This window comes from Caballeronia sp. LZ001 (assembly GCF_031450875.1).
Lineage (GTDB): Bacteria > Pseudomonadota > Gammaproteobacteria > Burkholderiales > Burkholderiaceae > Caballeronia.
Genome location: NZ_JARTVX010000004.1, coordinates 1898462 through 1919928, shown reverse-complemented (window position 1 = coordinate 1919928; position 21467 = coordinate 1898462). Strand labels below are relative to the sequence as shown.

Genomic DNA, 21467 nt, shown 5'->3' with positions numbered 1-21467 from the left:
AAAAAGGCCGCGAGACAATCGCGGCCCTTGGCAGAAGCGAACGCTGGTTACACTCGTTCTATCTTTCCGGACGCAGGCTCGACCACGCTGAACAGCAGCAACAGACAAAGCAGCGACGTTCCGAGCATGTAAAGGAATACACTGGTCCAGCTATAGCTGTCGAGCAGGAAGCCCACCGCGAGCGGTGCGCACGCGCCGCCTATCTGCCCGAGCGAATTGACGATACCGAATGCAGTCGGATACGTCGCCTTGCTTGCAAGTCCCATGGGATACGCCGAGTATCCCGCGAAGCCGATGCCGAGCATGAGGCCCGAGAGAATCAACGCTGCGCCGAGATAGACCACGCTGTCCGGCGCGTCGATGAGCGCGAACATCATGAGCATGGTGCCGAGCGCGCCGAGCATCATCATCGGCTTGCGGCGGCCGCCGAGCAGACGGTCGGAGATCAGGCCGCCGAGCATGTTGCCCGCCACCGCGCCGATGAACGGCGCCGAAGCGAGAAAGCCCATCTTCACCGAGGCAAAACCCTTCACGGTGACGAGATACGTGGGGATCCACGAGATGAAGATGTTGCTGATGCCGATCATGCAGCCATAGCCCAGCGCAATGCCGAAGATATTCCACGAGCGGAACACTTGCCCGACCGTTTCCAGCGGCGCCACGCGCTTCGTGCGATTGATGCCGTCGAGCCAGGGCATGGGCTCCATTTCGCCACGGCGCACGAGCTTGCCGGTCGAGCCATCGGTGGCGGATTCATCGAGAATATAGCGGCGTTCCGCAGGCGAGCAGAAGCGGTTTTCGCTCGGCGAATTCGTGACGAGAAACATCCATGCGACGGCAAAGAGAATGCCCGGAATGGCGAACACATAAAAGATTTCGCGCCAGCCCCAGAGCTGGATCACGATGATGCACACCGAAGGCACGATCAACGGCCCGAGCTTCGATGCGGCGATCCAGAGTCCTGCTGCCGTGCCTTTTTCGCGCGTCGGGAACCAGCGGTTGATGACGTTCGTGCAGCCAATGCCGAGCGGCCCTTCCGACAGCCCCAGACCCACGCGATACGTCATCAGAAGCAATACCGAGGACGTCGTTCCCATCAAGCCCGTGAAGACCGATGTCAGCAGCATGAAGACGGAAAACAGAATGCCCGTGGTGCGTTCACTGAGCCGTTTGTAAAGCAGGCCAACCGGAATCTGCACGAAACCGTAAGCGAAGGAAAAGAGACTGACGATCATCCCCGCTTCCGAATTGGAGATGTGATATTCCTTCTTGAGATACGGCAAAGCGAAGCCGAAGTTGGCGCGGTCCGCGCACGCGATGGCCCAGATGCAGAAGATCAGGCCCATCACTACCCAGCGATGGCTGGTTCGCTTCTCCGCGATCGGTTCTGCTTTCGCCGCGCCCGCGACGCTGTCAGCATTGTTCATTCGTCTTCCTCCGGTTCATACGGCTTCAGCGCTTCGACGCCTTTTCCGCGCGATGCTGCAACAGATGAATTTCAGCGCGCGTTGCCGCCGAGATGGACCGACTGGGTGGAATGCGATGCAGAAGGGGAAAAGAAGCGGCGTGTTTTCAAGCTGTGTCTCCGATCTGTATGCAAGGCTTTTTTATGGTGTTCCTGCCGGTGAACCCATTGTCGGGGTGGTGATTTTGGGCGTCCAATCTTTTATTGCTATTACCTGATTCCCGGATTGAATCGATCGAGCGATACCTCTGAGAGCACGCCAATAACGGTATCAGTTGATAGCGCTTTGGGATTGGACGCGCCATGCAAAAGACGACATGATCCGTCAACATCGCGGCCTGGCGCATGGCAGGCGAGACACGACCCAAAGGAGCCACCCAATTGAAGCCGACGAAGCCGAGCATTCTGCAACTGAACCCCATCCTCGTTCCCGCGATCAACGAGACGCTGGAGTCGCTCTACATCATGCATCGTCTCTTTCAGGTGGACGATAAGGACGCGTATATCCGCGAGCATGGCGCTGCGATCGAAGGCGTCATCACGGGCGGCCATACGGGCATCTCCAACGATCTCGTCGACAAACTGCCCGCGCTCAAGGTGATCGCGGTCAATGGCGTGGGCACCGATGCCGTCGATCTCGCGTACGCCCGTTCGCGCGGCATTCCGGTCACAGCCACCTTCGGCGCCTTGACCGAGGACGTCGCGGATCTCGCCATTGGCCTGATTCTCGCGGTGTTGCGTGAAATCTGTCCGGGCAACGACTTCGTGAAGACCGGCAAGTGGCCTGAAAACCCGAGCCCCGCTGCGATTCCGCTGTCACGCCGTTTCAGCGGCAAGCGCGTGGGCATCGTCGGCATGGGCAAGGTCGGACGCGCCATCGCCGTGCGCGCCGCGGCGTTCGGCTGTCCTGTCGCCTATACCGATGTACGCGCCATGGACGACATTGCGCATCGCTTTGTGCCCGACCTGCTGCAACTTGCGCGCGACAGCGACATCCTCGTGCTTGCCGCAGCCGCCGATAAAGCGCAAGGCATCGTCGATGCAGCCGTGTTGGACGCCCTGGGCCGCGACGGCTATCTCATCAACATCGCGCGCGGCAAGCTCGTGGTGGAAAGCGATCTCGTGCAGGCGTTGCAGGGCGGCGTGATCGCGGGCGCGAGTCTCGACGTATTCGTCGATGAACCCAACGTGCCCGCCGAACTCTTCGGCATGGACCGCGTGGTGTTGCAGGCGCATCGCGCGAGCGCGACGGTGGAATCGCGCACGGCCATGGGCGAGATGGTTCTGTCGAGCATCGCGCAGGCGCTTGCCGGGCAGCGTCCCGAAGGCAGCCTGACGACCTGATGCATGCACGGCCGTAAAGCAACGCAGGAGCCACTCGCGAGCCTCGACCTATAATGATCGGCTATTTCGTCAAAGTCGATTCCGCATGCTCGATCTCGGACAAGTGCGTTGCTTCGTCGCCGCCGCGACGGAACTGAACTTCAGGCGTGCGGCTGCGCTGCTCAACATGACGCAGCCGCCGCTTTCCAGGCAGATTCATCTGCTTGAAGAGAATCTCGGCGTCATGTTGTTCGAACGCGTTGGCCGCACGGTCAAGCTGACGCCGGAAGGGCGCGTCTTTCTTGCCGATGCCGCGCGTCTGCTCAATCTCTCCGAGCAAGCGGAAAGCACGGTGCGGCGCGCGAGCAAGGGCAAGACGGGACGCGTGCGGCTCGGCTTCACGGGCGCGGCCGGCTACGAGTTGATTCCGCAACTGCTCGTCGCGGCCAAGCACGCGCTGCCCGATATCGATGTCGTCCTGCTCGAACTCGTTTCCGTCGCGCAGATCGAGGCCTTCGCGGCCAATACCATCGACCTCGGCTTTCTGCGGCCCTTGCCTTCGCGGCAACAGCTCGAATTTCTGCTCATCGACAGAGAGCCGCTGATCGTCGCGCTGCCCGCCGGTCACGAGCTATGCGCTTATGACGAGATCGCCCTGCCGCAACTCGATCAAGAGCCGTTCATCATGCACTCGCCGGTGCACGGCAAATACTTCTGCGACCGCATCATGGGCATGCTCGCGAGGGAAGAAGTGAACCCGCATTTCACGCAATATATCGACCAGACGCCCACCATTCTCTCGCTCGTGCGCGCGGGGCTTGGTCTTAGCATCCTGCCGGCGTCGGCGCAGCGCTTTCATTACGACAACGTCGAGTTCAGGCATATCGCCAACAATCACGTGCAGGCGGAAATGAGCATGGCATGGCGCGTGGATCAGGATAATCCCGCTGTGACGGCCTTCAGACTCATGGCCGCGGATCACTTCGCGAGCCGGGTGCAGGACTGATCGACGCTTGCGCCCCAAGCGCCCATGCGAGCTTCAAAAGCAGCGCTCGAACCGGTTTCCCGCGCGCTGCTTTTTGATGCAATAAGGCCGAAGCGTGCATTTCATCGATAATGACGGCTCGCTCGCCCAACGCACGACTCAGCCCGATTCAAGCCGACTCCCGACCGCGCCCGATGCTCGCCAACTTGCTCGTCCAACTCGTCAACGGTCTCGCCGATGCCTCCGCGCTCTTTCTCGTCGCCTCGGGTTTATCGCTGATATTCGGGGTGACGCGCATCGTCAACTTCGCGCACGGCTCGCTCTACATGCTCGGCGTGTACGTCGCGTACAGCCTGACGAGCCGCTTCGGACAGAGCGTCGCGGGCTTCTGGATGTCGGTGCTGGCGGCGGCGCTCGTCATCGGCGTGCTTGGCGCGCTGATCGAAGTCGGCGTGTTGAGGCGCATCTATCGCGCGCCCGAGTTGTTCCACCTCCTCGCAACCTTTGCGCTTGTTTTGATCTTTCGCGATGCCGCGCTCTATCTCTGGGGCCCCGAAGACCTGTTCGGTCCGCGCGCGCCGCATCTCGCGGGCGCCGTGCAATTGCTCGGTCACGCGTTGCCTTCGTATGACATCGCGCTGATGTGCATCGGCCCGCTCGTGCTCGCGGTGTTGTGGTGGGCGCTGACGCGCACGCGCTGGGGCACGCTCGTGCGCGCGGCAAGCGCCGACCGCGAGATGCTCGGCGCGCTCGGCGTGAATCAGGCGTGGCTTTTCACCGGTGTCTTTTTCGCGGGCGCGTTTCTCGCGGGGCTGGGCGGCGCGCTGCAAGTGCCGCGCATGTCGGCGAATCTCTCGCTCGATCTGGAGACTATCGGCAACGCGTTCGTCGTGGTGGTCGTGGGCGGCATGGGTTCGATACCCGGCGCGTTCGTCGCTGCCTTGCTGATTGCGGAGATCAAGGCGCTATGCATTGGCATCGGGCATGTGTCGCTCGGCGGTATCGACTTTTCCCTGTCGAAGTTCACGCTCGTCGCGGAGTTCGTCGTGATGGCCGTGGTGCTCGTGTTGCGTCCGTGGGGACTCTTCGGCCGTCCGCAAGCCATCGCGCGCACTGCCGCGCCCGCCGATACGCCGCTTCGTCCCGCCACGCGCCGCCTGAAAATCGCAGCAGCGGGCGTCATCGTCTTGCTGGCGCTTGCGCCGCTCGCCGCTGGCGCGTTTCCCTACATGCCCGTGTTGCTCGTCGAAATCTTTATCGCCGTGTTGTTCGCCGCGAGCCTGCATTTCATCATGGGACCGGGCGGCATGCATTCGTTCGGGCACGCGGCTTATTTCGGCTTAGGCGCTTATGGCGCGGCCCTTTTCCTGAAGCTCTTTTCGTGGCCGATGGAAGTGTCGCTCGTGCTCGGCCCGCTCATGGCAGGCGTCGGCGCGCTCGTGTTCGGCTGGTTCTGCGTGCGCTTGTCTGGCGTCTATCTCGCCATGCTCACGCTCGCGTTCGCGCAGATCGTGTGGTCCGTCGTGTACCAATGGGATGAAGTCACCGGCGGCAGCAATGGTGTGCTCGGTATCTGGCCAGCGGCGTGGCTGGCGTCGCCGGTTGCGTTTTACTATTTGACGCTCGGGTTCGCGATCATCGGCGTATGGCTGTTGAGGCGCATGCTGTTCGCGCCGCTCGGCCTCGCCATGCGCGCCGGCCGCGATTCGCCGTTGCGTGCGGAAGCAATTGGCATCGACGTCATGCGCGTTCAATGGATGGCGTTCGTCGTCGCGGCGCTCGTGTGCGGTCTCGCCGGATCGCTCTATGCCTTTTCCAAAGGCAATATCTCGCCGGATGCGATCAGCGTCTCCCGATCCGTCGATGGTCTCGTCATGGTCCTGCTCGGCGGCATACAGACGCTATCCGGGCCTGTCGTCGGCGCCGCGCTCTTCACGTGGCTGCAGGACACCGTCGCGCGTCAGACCGACTACTGGCAGGCGCTGCTCGGCGGCGTGATTCTGCTGCTCGTGATCGCGTTTCCGCAGGGCATCGTGGGCTTTGCGCGCGAACGTTTCGGGAAGGCGCAATGATGCTCTTGCGCATCGAGCATCTTTCGAAAGCGTTCGACGGCGTCAAGGCTGTCGATAGCGTGTCGTTCGATCTCGCGGCGGGCCAGTTGCTTGCGCTCATCGGGCCGAATGGCGCGGGCAAGTCGACGTGCTTCAACATGATCAACGGGCAGTTGAAGCCTTCGTCGGGATCGATCCGTTTCGACGGTCACGAGATCGCGGGCAAGCGTCCGCGCGATATCTGGCGGCTGGGCGTCGGGCGCACGTTTCAGATTGCCGCCACGTTCAATTCGATGACGGTGCTCGAAAACGTGCAAATGGCGTTGTTATCGCGCGAGCGTCGCGTGTTCAATCCGTTTGCGCGCGTGGCCGCGTGGCGCGAGGATGAAGCGCTCGCACTGCTCGAACTCGTCGGCATGACGTCGCACGCGAACCGTAGTTGCGCGGTGTTGGCGTATGGCGATGTGAAACGCGTCGAACTGGCGATCGCGCTTGCGAATCGACCGAATCTGCTGTTAATGGATGAGCCCACCGCAGGCATGGCGCCGCAAGAGCGTCACGCGCTAATGGCGTTGACGGCGCGGCTTGCAAGGGAGCGCGATATCGGCGTGCTGTTCACGGAGCACAGCATGGACGTGGTGTTCGAATATGCGGACCGGTTGATCGTGCTGGCGCGCGGCAAGCTGATCGCGGCAGGCGACGCGCGCACCGTACGCGACGATCCGCGCGTGCGCGAAGTCTATCTCGGGGAGGGCAGCGAATGAGTCGATCGAACGCGCTCCTCAAGGTCGAGGCTTTGAACGCATACTATGGCCGCGCGCGGATTCTGTTCGATGTCGGCTTCGAAGTGGGGCGCGGCGAAGTCGTCGCGTTGATGGGCCGTAACGGCGCGGGCAAATCCACGACGATGAAAGCGGTCATGGGCATGCTCGCGCGGACATCGGGCACCATTCGCTTCATGGGCGAGGACATTGCGGGCGTGGCGCCTTACCGTATCGCGCGCTTGGGGCTTGGCTACGTGCCGGAAGACCGGCGCGTGTTCGGCGATCTCACGGTGATGGAAAATCTCGACACGGGACGCCAGCCGGCGCGCGAAGGTGCGCCGCAGTGGACGCCGGACAAGCTTTTTCGCGTATTTCCGAACCTCGGCGAGATGCGCGAGCGGCGCGGCAGCCGCATGAGCGGCGGCGAGCAGCAGATGCTCACGGTTTCGCGCACACTGATGGGCAATCCGCGCCTCGTGTTGCTCGACGAGCCATCGGAAGGCGTTGCGCCGGTGATCGTGCGGCAAATGGCCGACATGATCCTCGAACTGAAGCGCGAGGGCTTGTCGATCCTGCTGTCCGAGCAGAATCTGAACTTCGCGGAACGCGTCTGCGACCGCGCGTATGTGCTGGAGAAAGGGCAAGTGCGCTATGCGGGCGCGATGCGCGATTTCGTGCGCGACGGCACCGCGCGACGCGACTTGCTCGGCGTCTGACGGAATGAATCGACCAAAGGAGAACGCTTGATGATTACCCGAGCAGGCACGCTGATTCGCCTGACCCTGACTTCCGCCGCCGTGAGCGTGACCCTCGGCGCGCACGCCGACACCATTCGCATCGGCGAGATCAATAGCTACAAGGCGCAGCCTGCGTTCCTCATGCCTTACAAGAACGGCTGGAATCTGGCGCTCGACGAGATCAACGCGGCGGGCGGCATCAACGGCAACAAGCTCGAAGTCGTCTCGCGCGACGACAACGGTAATCCGGGCGATACGGTGCGCGTCGCGCAGGAACTCATCGCGCGCGAACAGGTGCAACTGCTCTTCGGCGGCTACTTGTCCAACACTGGCCTCGCGCTCTCGGACTTCGCCAAGCAGCGGCGCATTTTCTTCCTCGCCGCCGAGCCCCTGACGGACAAGATCGTCTGGCAAGATGGCAACAAGTACACGTATCGGCTGCGGCCATCGACCTATATGCAAGTGGCGATGCTCGTGCCCGAAGCCGCGAAGCTCAAGAAAAAGCGCTGGGCGCTGGTGTATCCGAATTACGAGTACGGACAATCGGCCGTGGCGACCTTCAAGCGTCTGCTCAAGGCCGCGCAGCCGGATGTGGAGTTCGTCGCCGAACAAGCGACGCCGCTCGGCAAGGTGGATGCCGGCGCGGTGACGCAAGCGCTCGCCGACGCCAGGCCCGACGCCATCTTCAACGTGCTCTTTAGCGCCGACCTCGGCAAGTTCGTGCGCGAAGGCAATACGCGTGGCTTGTTCAAGGATCGCGCGGTGGTGTCGTTGCTGACGGGCGAGCCTGATTATCTCGATCCGTTGGGCGCTGAAGCGCCGGTCGGTTGGGTGGTGACGGGCTACCCGTGGTATTCAATCGATACCCCCGCCAACAAGAAGTTCGTCGCGGACTACGAGGCGAAGTATCACGACTATCCGCGGCTCGGTTCCGTGGTCGGTTATACCGCGATGATGTCGCTTGCCAACGGCCTGAAGAAAGCCGGTTCCGCCGATCCCGACAAGCTCGCGGCCGCCTTCAAGGGCCTTGGCGTCGATTCGCCGTTCGGACCGATCACCTACCGCAAGCAGGACAATCAATCGACGATGGGCGCGTATGTCGGCGTCACCGCGCTCAAGGACGGCAAGGGCGTGATGACGTCGTATCGTTATATCGACGGCGCGAGCGTGCAGCCATCCGACGACGAAGTGAAGAAACTGCGGCCCGCCGACTGACGCATCGACATTAAAAATGGACTACCTGACAAGCCTGAAGATCTTTCGCACGGTAGTGGAGGCGCGCAGCTTCGCGCGCGCGGCGGATATTCTCGGCTTGTCGCCGCCGGTCGTTTCGCGCGCGATCGCGGGCCTGGAGCAGCGCCTGGGCAGCAGGCTTTTCAATCGCACGACGCGGCAGATATCGCTGACCGAAACCGCCGAGCGCTTCTTCACCGACTGCTCGCGGCTTCTCGACGAGCTTCAGGCAATGGAGGAACGCGCGTCCAATCGCGCGAGCGAGGCGACAGGCCTCTTGCGGCTCGTCGCGCACACCACGGTGATGATGAGCCGCTATGTCCCGCTGATCGCGAGCTTCAGACGCGAGCATCCGCAAGTGCGGCTCGATGTGACGCTGACCGAGCGTCCCGTCGATCTCGTCGGCGAAGGCTACGATCTGGGTATCGTCATGCCGTTCATGTTGTCGAGCGATACCGTGGTCACGCGTCTGCTCGAAACCATTCCGCTTGCGCTCGTCGCCAGTCCCACGTATCTTGCGGCTCATCCGGCGCCGCGTCATCCATCCGAACTCATCGATCACGACTTCGTGCCGATGTCCGCGTCCATCCGCAAACCGGCGCTGACGTTTCGAATCGGCGGCGAGGACGTGATCGTGCCGCTGCGTTACGATACCTCGTCGAACAGCGCCGTCTTCAATCGCGCGATGGTGCTGGAAGGCTTCGGCATCGGCATGTTGCCTGTCGCGCTCGTGCACGAGGAAGTGCAAGCCGGCCGGCTCGTGACGTTACTCGATGCCTACGAACTCGTCGATGGCGCCATCGAATTCAAGCTTGCCTTCAGCACGCGTACGCTCTTGCCCGCCAAGGTGCGCGCCTTCGTCGAACATGCGGTGCGTTTCTGCTCGGACCAAAGCGCAACAGCCCGCCCGCACGCCTGATCCCCGATTCTTTCTCTCCGCGTTATTCACTCATGTCGGCCGCGCAGGTTGACCGGGTGCATATGCACATATAGTCTTTCGAGTCATCATGCGCGGCTCGAAACGCGCGCTATTCCATTCACTTTCGTGCATATGCACAACGACTCGCAAATGACGACTCCATCGACCAATCTTCCTTCGGCCACTTCGCCCGCAGCGGCCGCGAAGCCGCGCCGGATACCGTGGATGCTGCTCTCGCTAGGGCTTGTCGCGATCATCGTGATTGCGGCTGCGGCGTACTGGGCGCTCGTGCTGCGCTTCGTGCAGACCACCGACGACGCTTACGTCGGCGGCGATGTCACCGTGCTCGCCCCGAAGGTCAACGGCTTCGTGACGGATGTGCTCGTCACGGACAATCAGCCGGTGAAGGCAGGCCAGGTGCTGATTCGCCTCGATGCGCGCGACTACGACGCCCGCCTGGCGCAAGCGAACGCGGAAGTGTCGAGCGCGCGGGCCGCGGTCGATGAACTGCGCGCCAAGGACGCGTTGCAGGCGGCGGTCATCAACCAGCAGCAGGCGGAAGTGCGTGCTTCGTCGGCGGAATTGTCGCGCAGCACGTCCGACCGTTCGCGTTATCGGGAACTCGTCAAGGACGACGCGGTGTCGAACCAGATCGTCGAACGCGCCGATGCCGACTATCTCAAGGCGCAAGCGGCGATGGATCGGAGCGGCGCATCGCTCGTCGCGGCAAAACGCCAGTTGACGGTGATCGAAGCGCAGATTGCAGACGCGCAAGCGCGCGTGCAGACCGCCGAAGCCGCGCGGCGCGTGGCCGAACTCAACGTCGAATACACGACGATCCGTTCGCCTGTCGATGGCTACGTGGGAAATCGCACGGCGCGCGTCGGCGTGCTCGCGAACGTCGGGACATCGTTGTTGACCGTGGTGCCCGCCACGGGCCTCTGGGTCGACGCCAACTTCAAGGAAGACCAGCTCAAGAAAATGCGCGCCGGCGATGAAGCCGATGTGAACCTCGACGCATCGAGCGTGCCGCTGACGGGTCACATCGAAAGTCTCGCGCCGGCCACGGGCGCGACCTTCAGCGTGCTTCCCGCCGAAAACGCCACCGGCAACTTTACCAAGATCGTTCAGCGTGTGCCGGTGCGCATTCGTCTGGACGTACCGAAAGGCATGGAGCACGTGTTGCGGCCCGGCCTTTCCGCGACGGTGAAGGTTCATCTCGACAAATCGCGCGGATAAGACGATGACACAGACCGCTCCCTTGGACCCGGCAAGTCAGCCCACGCGTCAGCGCGTGCTCGCGTTCGCGCTGATGTGCCTCGGCTTTTTCATGGCGACGCTCGATATTCAGATCGTCGCGTCATCGCTCAAGGATATCGGCGGCGGTTTATCGGCGAGTCAGGACGAGCTTTCGTGGGTGCAGACGTCGTATCTGATCGCGGAGATTCTCGTCATTCCGATGTCGGGCTGGCTCTCGAAAGTGTTCTCCACGCGCTGGCTATTCGTGGCATCCGCGGTGGGCTTCACCATCACGAGCATGTTGTGCGGCATGGCGTGGGACATCAATTCGATGATCCTCTTTCGCGGCATGCAGGGCGCGCTCGGCGCCGCGATGATCCCGACCGTGTTCACGACCGCCTTCGTGCTGTTCCCCGGCAAACAGCGACTGATTGCATCGACAACTATTGGCGCGCTGGCCTCGCTCGCGCCTGCAATCGGACCGGTGATCGGCGGGTGGATTACCGATCAATGGTCATGGCACTGGCTCTTCTATCTGAACGTCGTGCCGGGAATCGTGGTCGCGGTGCTGGTGCCGAAATACGTGCATATCGATTCGCCCGATCTTTCGCTGCTCAAGAAGGGCGATTACGTCGGCATCGCGCTGATGTCCGGCTTCCTCGGCTGTCTGGAATACGTGCTTGAAGAAGGGCCGCGCAAGAACTGGTTCGGCGACAACGTAATCGTGGCCTGCACCTGGATTTCGGCGATCTGCGGTTTCCTGTTCCTCGTGCATGCGTTCACCGCGAAAGAACCGATCGTCGATCTGCGCGCGCTCGCGGTTCGCAACTTCGCAATCGGCAGTCTGCTCTCGTTCGTGACGGGCATCGGCATCTTCGTGTCAGTGTTTCTGACGCCCGTGTTCCTGAGCCGCGTGCGCGGCTTCGACTCGTTGCAGACGGGTCTCGCGCTGCTTTCCGTCGGCTGCTTTCAGTTGATCGCGCTCGGGGCTTACGCGTTCGCCACGCGCTTCTTCGACATGCGCATCTTGCTGGTTTTCGGGCTCATCTGCTTCGGCGCGGGATGCTTTCTCTATACGCCGCTCACGCATGACTGGGGCTGGCAGGAACTGCTTCTACCGCAGGCGTTGCGCGGCATCGGGCAACAGTTCGCGGTGCCGCCCATCGTGACGATGGCGCTCGGGTCGTTGCCACAGTCGCGGCTCAAATCGGCGAGCGGACTGTTCAATCTGATGCGTAATCTGGGCGGCGCGATCGGCATTGCAGTGAGTGCGACCATGCTCAACGACAGGCTGAACCTGCACTATCTGCGGCTGAGCGAGAGCGTGACCGTTGGCCGGCCCGTCATCGAGCAGATGCTCTCGCGCAGTTCCGCACATCTCGCCGCCGCCGCCGGCGATGCGCTCGATGCATCGCAAGCCGGGCTCGCTTCGCTGCATGCGCTCGTGTTTCGCGAAGCACTCGTTCTGACTTTCGCCGACTGCTTCTATCTGCTCGCGCTGTGCTTTCTCGTCGGTATCGTCAGCGTGATTTTTTCGAAGCCGATTGCAAGCGCGCCGCCTTCGTCCGATGCGCATTGAGTGAATACGACCATGAAGAAGCTTCTCATCGAATTTCTGGCCTTGAGCGCGTTGAGTGCTTGCGCCGTGCAACCCGCGACGCACGCCGATCTTCCGGCGACGGTTCAGACGACGGCTCCTGTCGATTGGAACGTGGAAGTGCCCGCCAATACCGCCGATCCAGCCGCATGGTGGAATCAGTTCAACGACCCGGTGATGCATGAACTCGTCGCGTCGGTGCTGAACGGCAATCTCGACCTCCAGGCCGCAGTGGAGCGCGTGAAGCAGGCCGAGGCGCTCACCACGCAACGCCGCGCTGCCTTGCTGCCGCAACTCGATGCGAACGCCACGGCGTCCGATACGCGCCAGAACACGCCGCCGCCGCTTGGCTATGTGCGTCAGGCGGGCGTCGGTCTCGCACTGAGTTGGACGCCGGATGTGTTCGGCGGCGAGCGGCTCGAATTGCTGGCGGCGCAGGCGCAACTGGTCGGCCGCGAACACGCGTCGGATCAACTGCGTCTTGCACTCGCTGCCGATACGGCCGCCGCTTACGTCGACTTACGTTGGGCGCAGGCCGAACTCAAGATTCTGCAAGACAACGAGGCGATCCGCGAACGCGCGCTGAAGCTCACGCAACGCCGCCTGCAATTCGGCTTGTCGACGAAACTCGACGTGGCGCGCGCGCAGAATCAGCTCAGTGATCTGCAATCGCGCATGCCGCGCACGCAGTCGACCATTCAGCATCAGTTGAGCCTTATTGCCGTGTATTCGGGCCGCACGCCGGAGTCCATCGACCAACTGATGCTCGCCAATCCCGGCGCATTGCCCGCAATTCCCGTCCCTGCCGATGGCGCGCCGCAATTGCTGCCTTCCGAAGCGCTGCTGCGTCGACCCGATGTGCTGGTGGCCTACGCGACGCTTCAGCAACGCGCGGCGGAAGTGGGCGTGGCGCGCGCGGAGCGCTATCCGAAGTTCTCGCTGCGCTTGTCGGATGGCTTGCTTGCATCGTCTTATCTCGGCTTGCCGACGCTCACCGACAACCTGTTTTTCGGCCGCGCTCAACGCCACGAGTCCGATCTTCAACGCGGGGCGTATCACGGCCGAGATCGAACAGAACGAGAGCAGGATGCGCGAGTCGGAACTGCATTTGCGGCAGACCCTGCTCGAAGCGCTCAAGGACGTGGAAGATACGCGCAGCGACCTCGTCAGCACGACCGAGCAGAGCGCGAGATTGACCGACGCGCTCGGTGCATCGGGGCAGTCGCTTACGCTTTCGACGCAGCTCTACAAGGGAGGCGCGGCAAGCTTTCTGGATGTGCTCGATGCCCAACAGTCCTATCTGCGCGACGCCGATGCGCTGAACCAGGCAAAGCGCGAGCACGCGCTCGCGGCGGTGGCGCTGTATCGGTCGCTCGGCGGCGGCTGGAGCGTGACTAACGATGACGATCCCATCAAGACAGCGAGTCTCAAGGAGAACACGAAATGAGCTTGATCGACGAAACCGCACCCGGCCTCGACGGCCTCGCTCAATTGCGCCGGCTGATCGCTAGCGGCCGCAAGCCCGGCATATTCGAGTCGCTCAGGCTCGACTTCGTGGAAGTGGAAGCGGGCAGGGCCGTGTTCGAAGGCATACCGGGCGATCATGCGTATAACCCGATCGGCACGGTGCATGGCGGCTACGCGGCCACCTTGCTCGATTCGGCATGTGGATGCGCGGTGCATTCGTGTCTGACCGCGACACAGGCCTATACGACGCTCGAGCTGAAAGTGGCCTATCACAAGGCCGTGACGCGCGATTCCGGTTTGGTGCGCGCCGAAGGACGCGTGCTGACGATGGGGCGGCGCGCGGCGTTTGCCGAAGCGACGCTCAAGGACGCGAGCGGAAGGTTGTTGGCTTCGGCGACATCGACGCTGCTGGTCATCGAGCGGTGAGAAGGCCCGGCATCCTCGAATCGGGATGCCGGGCAATGGCGCTTACTTCACGCTCTGCAACACCTTGCGCACCGTGCCGAAGATATGATCGATCTGATCGTCCTCGACGATCAGCGGCGGCGAGAACGCGAGGATATCGCCGGTGTAGCGCACGAGCACGCCTGCCTCGAAGCACTTCACGAACACTTCATAAGCACGCGCACCCGGCGCGCCTTCACGCGATTCCAACTCCACGCCCGCGACGAGTCCGAGATTGCGGATGTCCTTCACATACGGCGCATCGCGCAACGCGTGCACGGCGCTTTCGAACTTCTCCGCCTTCGACGCCGCGCGCTCGAACAACTTGTCACGCGCGTACAGATCGAGTGTCGCGACAGCCGCCGCGGTTGCAACAGGGTGTGCCGAATACGTATAGCCGTGGAACAGTTCGATCGCGTTCGCCGCGCCTGCATCGACGATTGCGTCGTGCACCTTGCGATGCGCCGCGACCGCGCCCATGGGAATGGTGGCGTTGTTGATGGCTTTCGCCATGGTGATGAGGTCCGGCGTCACACCGAAATACTCGCTCGCCGTGGCCTTGCCCAGACGCCCGAAGCCGGTGATGACTTCGTCGAAGATCAGAAGAATGCCGTGCTTCGTGCAGATTTCGCGCAGCTTCTGCAAGTAGCCCTTCGGCGGCACCAGAACGCCAGTCGAACCCGCGAGCGGCTCGACGATGACCGCGGCAATCGTCGATGCATCGTGCAGCGCGACGATACGTTCCAGTTCTTCCGCGAGATGCTCACCCCACGCGGGCTGACCCTTGGAAAACGCGTTGTGCGCGAGGTCGTGCGTATGCGGCAAGTGATCGATCGACGGCAACAGCGCGCCCGAGAACGTTTTGCGATTCGGCGCGATGCCGCCCACCGAGATGCCGCCGAAGCCGACGCCGTGATAACCGCGCTCGCGGCCGATGAGACGCGTGCGCTGACCTTCGCCGCGCGCGCGATGGTAGGCAATCGCGATCTTCAGCGCCGTATCGACGGATTCGGAACCGGAGTTCGTGAAGAAGATGCGATCCAGTCCTTCGGGCATCAGGCCCGCGACCTTGGTGGCCGCCTCGAAGGCAAGCGGATGGCCCATCTGGAAGGTCGGCGCGAAATCGAGCGTCGAGAGCGCCTTCTGCACCGCTTCGACGATCTCGTCGCGGCAATGGCCTGCGTTCACGCACCAAAGGCCCGCGCATCCATCGAGAATTTCGCGGCCGTCCGTCGAGCGGTAGTACATGCCTTTCGCGCTTTCGAGCAGGCGCGGTGCGGCCTTGAACTGGCGGTTGGCGGTGAAGGGCATCCAGAACGACGAAAGGTCTTCGATGACGGGGCGGGCATTCATATCAAGTCTCCTCAAGGAACGGTCACTCTATTCCTCGACAAAATGGCGAGGCATAGACAGTTGGTTCACTGCATTGCCAACTGTGCTGGCAAAATGATGCAAACTGTAGTGGCGAGCGCGGCGCATATTCATCCAGTCCCGCGTGTTTCGACTATCCATACACATGATAGAACTCAGGCTCGAACGCGGCTCGCGTCATGCGCCGACGCTCGTCGAACAACTCGTGCAGGCTTTTTCGGGCGCTATCGAGGCCGAGACGCTGCGCGCGGGCGCGCTTTTGCCCTCGGTGCGCCGGCTCGCCGAGTCGCACGCGCTCAGCACGTTCACGGTGACCGAAGCGTATGGCAGGCTCGTGTCGATGGGTCTTGTCATCGCGCGGCGCGGTTCGGGGTATCGCGTGGCGGTGCGCCAGAAAAGCGAGCGCGTGCGGGCCGTCGAATGGCAGCCGCCTAGTCTCACGGCGACCTGGCTGCTCTCGGATGTCTTCGCGGATCATTCCGTGCCGATTAAATCCGGCTGTGGCTGGCTGCCGAACGAATGGGTCAACGAAAGCGGTTTGCAGCACGCGTTGCGCGCGGTGAGCCGCGTGCCGGCGGCGCGCATTGCCGATTACGGGCGGCCTTATGGATTTGCGCCTCTGCGCGAACGCATTGCGGAGCAGCTCGACCGGCACGGTTTGCCCGTCGATGCCGCGGCGAACGTACTGTTGACGGCCGGCGCCACGCAGGCGCTCGATCTGATCGTGCGCACGCTGCTGCGACCGGGCGATGCGGTCGTCGTCGAAGATCCCGGCTACTGCAATCTGCTGCAGATTCTGCGGCTCGCGGGTCTCGACGTGCATGGCGTGCCGCGCACCGTGGCGGGCATCGATACGGAAGCGTTCGAGCGGATTGCAATCGAGCATCGGCCGAAAGCGGTTTTTCTCAATACGACTCTGCAGAACCCGACGGGCGCGACGTTCAGCATGGCGTCGGCGTTTCGTTTGATGCAGATTGCGGAGCGCCACGGCATGTGGGTCGTCGAGGACGATGTCAATCGTGAACTTGCGCCGCCGGGCGCGCCCTTGCTCGCGGCGATGGAAGGGTTGCATCGCGTGCTGTATGTCGGCGGTTTCGCGAAGACCATCACGCCTTCGTTGCGATGCGGTTATGTCGTCGCCGAGCGCGAAGTGCTGCGCGAACTCGCGCGCACGAAGATGGCGGTGGGACTGACATCGTCGGAGACGACTGAACGAATCGTCGAGAAAGTGCTGACCGAAGGCCGCTACGCGCGGCATGTCGAATTCGTCGTGGAAAAACTGAAGGACGCGCACGCGCTCGTGGAGGAGCGCATGGATGCGCTCGGCATAGCGCTGTTCCGCCGGCCGCGCGCGGGGCTGTTCGTATGGGGCGAATTGCCGATCGATCCCGCCGATGCAGGCGACATCGCAACGCGCGCGTTATCGCATGGAATCTGGCTCGCGCCTGGCTCGTACTTTCGCCCGGGCGACGCCGAGAGCGCGTCGTTCCGCTTCAACGTCCCGTATTCGATGGACGATTTGCTGTGGTCGTTCCTAGAAGGCGCGATTACGTAGGCACCCGCGATGCAGCCTCAAGCACTTCCGCTGGACTCATGCGTGCGCTGCCTCGCGATGTTCGCGTTGCGTGGCGGCGTCACCGCTGCGCTTACGTCGGAAGGATTGCGCAGACCATGCCGTGTCTCGCGCGACGCGGCCAAATGCGCCTGTAGCCGCTCACACACGTCTTTTCTGCGTACGGGATTGAGCGGATCGCACAGACGAATGGTGAGCGTGCAAGCGTCGATATGCTTGAGACGATTGGTGGCGTGCTCGGGCGCCTCCCACAGCACGACGGTGTGCGTGCCATCGGAAACCTGCACGACCTGAAAACGTGCAAGATCGATCTTGGTCAATTCATGCGGTTCGATCGCCTGATGCATGGTGTCCTCGACATTAGCCGGCTGGGTGAGCGAGAGCAATGCAAGCACCATGCCGAGATGCGCAAAGCACGTCGGATGGTCGAGCGCGTTTCGAGGCGCATTCGCCCGCGTGCAAAAAGGACAATGCGCGCTTCAAACTACGCGCCCCGTCTTCGTGCACGCGTCATTTCCTGACCGCAACGAAGGCCGCAGTCGTGTAGGGCACGGTGACGACATCCTTGCCGCGCAACTCCGGTTCGGCTTCGATCAACGCGCGTACTTCATCGTCGATGAGCACGCGTTCCGCTTCCGGCAACGCCGCGATAAAACTGGTCGAGCGCACGCGATGCACGATTACATCGTCGGGGGAACCGGTGTGTCCGATCGAAAAATGGGTTTCGGCGAGCGCGTCGAAACCTTTATGCGGAAACGCGTGGCGCCATTCGCCTGTATAAAAGCGCGGCGCATCGCCCTCGTAGCGGTTCACGATGGCGTCGAGCTTCGCCACCCACGGCACACGAAAGTCGCGCAGATTCCAGACGAGGCCGAGCTTTCCGCCCGGCTTCAACACGCGATGAATCTCGCTCAACGCTTCGCCGTTCGCAAACCAGTGGAACGACTGTGCGCACACGACGGCATCCACCGATGCATCGTCAAGCGGAATGGCTTGCGCGGCGCCTTCGAGCACTTCCACACTCGGCTGGGCGGCGGCGAGCTTCGCGCGCATCGAAGCGACGGGTTCGACGGCAATCACGCGCGCGCCGGTTGCAACGAGGCGCGGCGTGAACTTGCCCGTGCCCGCGCCCAGATCGACGACGCTCGCGCCCGGCCGCAAGCCGAGCGTCTCGGCGAGCCAGCCCGCGAGTTCGGGCGGATAGTCGGGCCGTCCGCGCACGTAGCTATCCGCGTTCGCCGTGTAGCCGACGCTTGCGGCCTGATGAACGTTGGTCATGGCAGCTCCTTCATTCGCCATAGATATCGAAATCGAAATACTTTTGCTCGATGCGCTTGTACGTGCCGTCCTTGATCATCGCGGCGATGGCGCCATCGAGCTTCTCCTTCAAGTCGGTGTCTTCGCGACGCAAGCCGATAGCCGTGCCCGGTCCGAAGATCGCGGGGTCTTCGAGCGCGCCGCCTGCGAATGCGTAGGGCTTGCCGCGCGGGGTATCGAGAAAGCCGCGTTCCGCTTGCACCGCGTTTTGCAGCGACGCGTCGAGCCGGCCCGTGAGCAGATCCGCATAGACCTGATCCTGATCCGCATACGACACGATGGTCACGCCCTTCGCGCCCCAATGCGCCTTTGCGTATGTCTCTTGCATCGACCCTTGTTCGACGCCCACGGACTTACCCGCGAGCGATTCGGCCGTAGGCTGGATGTTCGCATCGCGCTTCGAGACGAGACGCGTGGGAACGTGGAAGAGCTTGCTGGAGAAGGCGATCTGCTTGACGCGCGCGGGCGTCATCGACATGGTCGAGAGCACGCCGTCGAACTTGCGCGACTTGAGGCCGGGAATCATGCCGTCGAAGGCGTTTTCGACCCACACGCATTTTGCTTCGAGCCGCCGGCAGAGTTCGTTGCCGACATCGATATCGAAGCCGACGAGCGTTCCATCGGGCGCTTTCGATTCGAACGGCGGATAGCTCGCGTCCGTGCCGAAGCGAATGGTCGACCAGTCTTTCGCATGCGCGCTGACGGCTACAGTCAGCATGGAGCCCAGCAACACCGTCAACAGCCTCTTCACGATTAAGTCCCTTGTTTGAGTTTGATTGCTTGTGACCGCCCTGGGATTATAGAGGCTCGTGCAGGCGAAAAAACGGCCGCGTGATAGCGGCCGTTCGTTATTGCTGAGACATCGAAGCGCTCAACTCGCGCGCACTTCCACGCGACGCGGACGCGCTTCTTCACGACGCGGAATGGTCAGCTTCAGCACGCCGTTCTGCAGGTTGGCATCGATCTTCGCGGTGTCGAAGTCGTCGCTTATCGTGAATGCGCGTGCAAAGCGCGGCACGCGCAATTCGGCGTGATGCACACGCAGCGACGCCGTGACAGGGACGATTGCCTCGGCTTCGATGGTGAGACGCGAGTCATGCACTTTCACATCGAGTTTCTCGCGGGGCACGCCGGGCAGGTCGGCCCACAGCGTGATGCCCTGACTATCCTCGACGATATCGACCGCAGGCGTGACCGTCGTGCGGCGCACGGTGTCTTCCTTCTTGCGTGTAACTTCGTTTGCCTGACGCTCGGTGATTTGCGTGGTGTCGTTCATCATTTTCTCCCTGTGCCTTACTGAATGGTGATGGCGCGCGGCTTGGATGCTTCGCGCTTGCCGATGACGATAAACAAGGTGCCGTTTTCATAACGCGCTTCGACCTTGTCGGCATCCGCGTTTTGCGGCAGTTCGATCACGCGGCGAAACGCGCCCGTGAAGCGTTCCCTCGCGTAGGTGCGCGAGCCTTCGGTCAATGCTTCGGCGCGCCGTTCGCCGCTGATGGTGAGCAGGCCTTTGTCGACCGTCACGTCGAGCGATGCCGGCTCGACGCCCGGCACGAATGCCACGACTTCGATGGCTTCGTCGGTGCTGCCGACGTTCAGCGAGGGAAACGCATCCGCGCGGCTGGCACGAATGCTGGAAGGCAGATTGCCGAGAAGCGAAGACATCTGCCGTTGCACGCGGTTCAGATCGCTCAGGAAGTCGCCGCCAAAATAAAAGTCACTCATGATTCGGTCTCCGATGTTACGGCCGTCAAGCCGGCAGCAGGAAGTTGAGATATGTCACCATGACAGCGCGCTGGTTCGCTGCCTCTGCATGCAAGGTAGGTGCGACGGCTATCGTTTCAATATCGAAAAGCGTATTTTGGACGGGAATATTTATTCGTTTTCGTGCTCTTGAAATGCGCGTCGGCGCGCCTAGATTGAATCGTTTCGGCATGCGCCAAGCTCTTACAATGAAGTCCGACAGTTCAGACGAGGAGACGAGACATGAAGGTGTGCATTTATGGCGCAGGCGCGATCGGCGGCTGGATCGGCGTGAAGCTCGCGCAGGCGGGTTGCGATGTCAGCGTGGTCGCACGCGGCGCGACACTAAACGCCATTCGCGCGCACGGTCTGCAACTCGTCGAGAAAGATGCGACGCATGCCGTGAAGGTCGCGGCGAGCGCATCGCCCGAAGAACTCGGTGCGCAGGATCTCGTCGTGGTGGCGGTGAAAGCGCCCGCGATGGAAGCCGTGGCCGTGCAGATCGCGCCGCTTTTGAGCGAAAAGACCACGGTTCTGAGCGCGATGAACGGCGTGCCGTGGTGGTTCTGCGAAGGCCTGGGCGCCGATTTCGCGGGCAAGCGGCTGAGCTCGATCGATCCGCACGGCGCCATCGCCGCCGCCATTCCGGCCGCGCAAACGGTGGGTTGCGTGGTCCACGCGAGTTGCTTGGTCGAAGCGCCGGGCGTGATCCGGCATCATCAAGGCAAGGGTCTCATTCTCGGCGAGGCGGCGGGGCAGTCGGGCACGCGTGCCGAAGCGCTCGTTTCGCTCTTCACGAAGGCCGGTTTCGACGCGACGCTCTCGCCGCAGATTCAGCGTGACGTGTGGTTCAAGCTCTGGGGCAACATGACGATGAACCCGATCAGCGCGATCACCGGCGCGACCACCGACCGCATCCTGAGCGACGATCTCGTGCGCGGCTTCGTCACGAACATCATGCTGGAAGCGAAGGAAATCGGCGCGCGCTTCGGCATTCCGATCGAGCAGAATCCGGCGGATCGCCATGCCGTGACACTCAAGCTCGGTGCAATGAAAACCTCCATGCTGCAAGACGTGGAAGCGCGCAAGGCCGTCGAACTGGATGCGCTCGTGGCGTCGGTACGCGAACTGGGCGCCATGACCGGCGTCGCCACGCCTTTCACCGACGCCTTGCTCGGCCTCGCGCGTCTGCATGCGCGCACGCTGGGCCTTTATCCCGCATAACGACACAACGGC

General features: G+C 62.5%; 20 protein-coding genes and 1 pseudogene. 13 read left to right on the top strand and 8 right to left on the bottom strand.

All coding sequences use genetic code 11. The features are described from left to right. Nucleotides 1–47: 47 nt before the first annotated feature. Nucleotides 48–1427 (bottom strand): MFS transporter, encoded by a 1380-nt coding sequence (locus tag P9292_RS19720; RefSeq protein WP_244828654.1) that lies wholly within the window; start codon nucleotides 1425–1427, stop codon nucleotides 48–50. Between the two features lie 419 nt (nucleotides 1428–1846). On the opposite strand from P9292_RS19720, the gene P9292_RS19715 reads away from it, so the two are divergent. From P9292_RS19715 to P9292_RS19665, 11 genes and pseudogenes are all read left to right on the top strand, one after another. Further along, nucleotides 1847–2809: a 2-hydroxyacid dehydrogenase gene (locus P9292_RS19715; protein ID WP_309960894.1), complete on the top strand. Its 963-nt coding sequence runs from the start codon at nucleotides 1847–1849 to the stop codon at nucleotides 2807–2809. Between the two features lie 85 nt (nucleotides 2810–2894). After that, nucleotides 2895–3794 (top strand): LysR family transcriptional regulator, encoded by a 900-nt coding sequence (locus P9292_RS19710; RefSeq protein WP_250466630.1) that lies wholly within the window; start codon nucleotides 2895–2897, stop codon nucleotides 3792–3794. Between the two features lie 173 nt (nucleotides 3795–3967). Next, entirely contained in the window at nucleotides 3968–5845 is a 1878-nt protein-coding gene (locus P9292_RS19705; RefSeq protein ID WP_250466631.1) for an ABC transporter permease, read from the top strand. Then, nucleotides 5842–6588 (top strand): ABC transporter ATP-binding protein, encoded by a 747-nt coding sequence (locus P9292_RS19700; RefSeq protein WP_309960892.1) that lies wholly within the window; start codon nucleotides 5842–5844, stop codon nucleotides 6586–6588. Before P9292_RS19705 ends, P9292_RS19700 begins: the two co-directional genes overlap by 4 nt. Then, nucleotides 6585–7304: an ABC transporter ATP-binding protein gene (locus tag P9292_RS19695; RefSeq protein ID WP_309960890.1), complete on the top strand. Its 720-nt coding sequence runs from the start codon at nucleotides 6585–6587 to the stop codon at nucleotides 7302–7304. Before P9292_RS19700 ends, P9292_RS19695 begins: the two co-directional genes overlap by 4 nt. A gap of 30 nt (nucleotides 7305–7334) precedes the next feature. Beyond that, nucleotides 7335–8540 (top strand): ABC transporter substrate-binding protein, encoded by a 1206-nt coding sequence (locus tag P9292_RS19690; RefSeq protein WP_309960888.1) that lies wholly within the window; start codon nucleotides 7335–7337, stop codon nucleotides 8538–8540. Between the two features lie 16 nt (nucleotides 8541–8556). After that, entirely contained in the window at nucleotides 8557–9477 is a 921-nt protein-coding gene (locus P9292_RS19685) for a LysR family transcriptional regulator (protein ID WP_244828644.1), read from the top strand. A gap of 150 nt (nucleotides 9478–9627) precedes the next feature. After that, nucleotides 9628–10716 carry an HlyD family secretion protein gene (locus tag P9292_RS19680; protein ID WP_250466635.1) on the top strand — a complete coding sequence of 363 codons (1089 nt, stop codon included), beginning with the start codon at nucleotides 9628–9630 and terminating at the stop codon, nucleotides 10714–10716. A gap of 4 nt (nucleotides 10717–10720) precedes the next feature. Further along, the gene (locus P9292_RS19675; RefSeq protein ID WP_244828642.1) at nucleotides 10721–12295 is read left to right on the top strand and encodes a DHA2 family efflux MFS transporter permease subunit; all 1575 of its coding nucleotides are present in this window, start codon (nucleotides 10721–10723) and stop codon (nucleotides 12293–12295) included. A 12-nt stretch (nucleotides 12296–12307) separates the two neighbouring features. Beyond that, nucleotides 12308–13760, top strand: a pseudogene (locus P9292_RS19670) (efflux transporter outer membrane subunit). Beyond that, a complete protein-coding gene (locus P9292_RS19665; RefSeq protein ID WP_250466639.1) occupies nucleotides 13757–14206 on the top strand; it encodes a PaaI family thioesterase in 450 nt (149 codons plus the stop codon). Before P9292_RS19670 ends, P9292_RS19665 begins: the two are co-directional and overlap by 4 nt. Nucleotides 14207–14248: 42 nt before the next feature. Here the strand turns inward: P9292_RS19665 and P9292_RS19660 are convergent, their stop codons facing one another. Further along, nucleotides 14249–15577 carry an aspartate aminotransferase family protein gene (locus P9292_RS19660; protein ID WP_250493201.1) on the bottom strand — a complete coding sequence of 443 codons (1329 nt, stop codon included), beginning with the start codon at nucleotides 15575–15577 and terminating at the stop codon, nucleotides 14249–14251. A 163-nt stretch (nucleotides 15578–15740) separates the two neighbouring features. Here P9292_RS19660 and P9292_RS19655 point away from each other — a divergent pair, with 163 nt between their 5' ends. After that, the gene (locus P9292_RS19655; protein ID WP_309960886.1) at nucleotides 15741–17150 is read left to right on the top strand and encodes a PLP-dependent aminotransferase family protein; all 1410 of its coding nucleotides are present in this window, start codon (nucleotides 15741–15743) and stop codon (nucleotides 17148–17150) included. A gap of 17 nt (nucleotides 17151–17167) precedes the next feature. On the opposite strand, the gene P9292_RS19650 is transcribed toward P9292_RS19655, so the two are convergent. The 6 genes from P9292_RS19650 to P9292_RS19625 form a co-directional block, all read right to left on the bottom strand. Then, the gene (locus P9292_RS19650) at nucleotides 17168–17566 is read right to left on the bottom strand and encodes a hypothetical protein (protein WP_309960884.1); all 399 of its coding nucleotides are present in this window, start codon (nucleotides 17564–17566) and stop codon (nucleotides 17168–17170) included. A 112-nt stretch (nucleotides 17567–17678) separates the two neighbouring features. Then, nucleotides 17679–18446: a class I SAM-dependent methyltransferase gene (locus P9292_RS19645; protein WP_244828623.1), complete on the bottom strand. Its 768-nt coding sequence runs from the start codon at nucleotides 18444–18446 to the stop codon at nucleotides 17679–17681. 10 nt (nucleotides 18447–18456) lie between these two features. After that, on the bottom strand, nucleotides 18457–19236 hold the full coding sequence (locus P9292_RS19640; protein ID WP_309960881.1) for an ABC transporter substrate-binding protein: 780 nt from the start codon (nucleotides 19234–19236) through the stop codon (nucleotides 18457–18459). 120 nt (nucleotides 19237–19356) lie between these two features. After that, entirely contained in the window at nucleotides 19357–19761 is a 405-nt protein-coding gene (locus P9292_RS19635; RefSeq protein ID WP_309964093.1) for an Hsp20/alpha crystallin family protein, read from the bottom strand. 17 nt (nucleotides 19762–19778) lie between these two features. Beyond that, complete coding sequence (locus P9292_RS19630; protein WP_250466646.1) at nucleotides 19779–20213, bottom strand: Hsp20/alpha crystallin family protein; 435 nt, start codon at nucleotides 20211–20213, stop codon at nucleotides 19779–19781. A 25-nt stretch (nucleotides 20214–20238) separates the two neighbouring features. After that, the gene (locus tag P9292_RS19625; protein WP_309960879.1) at nucleotides 20239–20424 is read right to left on the bottom strand and encodes a hypothetical protein; all 186 of its coding nucleotides are present in this window, start codon (nucleotides 20422–20424) and stop codon (nucleotides 20239–20241) included. 50 nt (nucleotides 20425–20474) lie between these two features. Between P9292_RS19625 and P9292_RS19620 the strand changes: the two genes are divergently transcribed. Beyond that, nucleotides 20475–21455, top strand: coding sequence for a 2-dehydropantoate 2-reductase (locus P9292_RS19620; RefSeq protein WP_309960877.1), 981 nt, complete (start codon nucleotides 20475–20477; stop codon nucleotides 21453–21455). The last annotated feature ends 12 nt before the right edge of the window (nucleotides 21456–21467 follow it).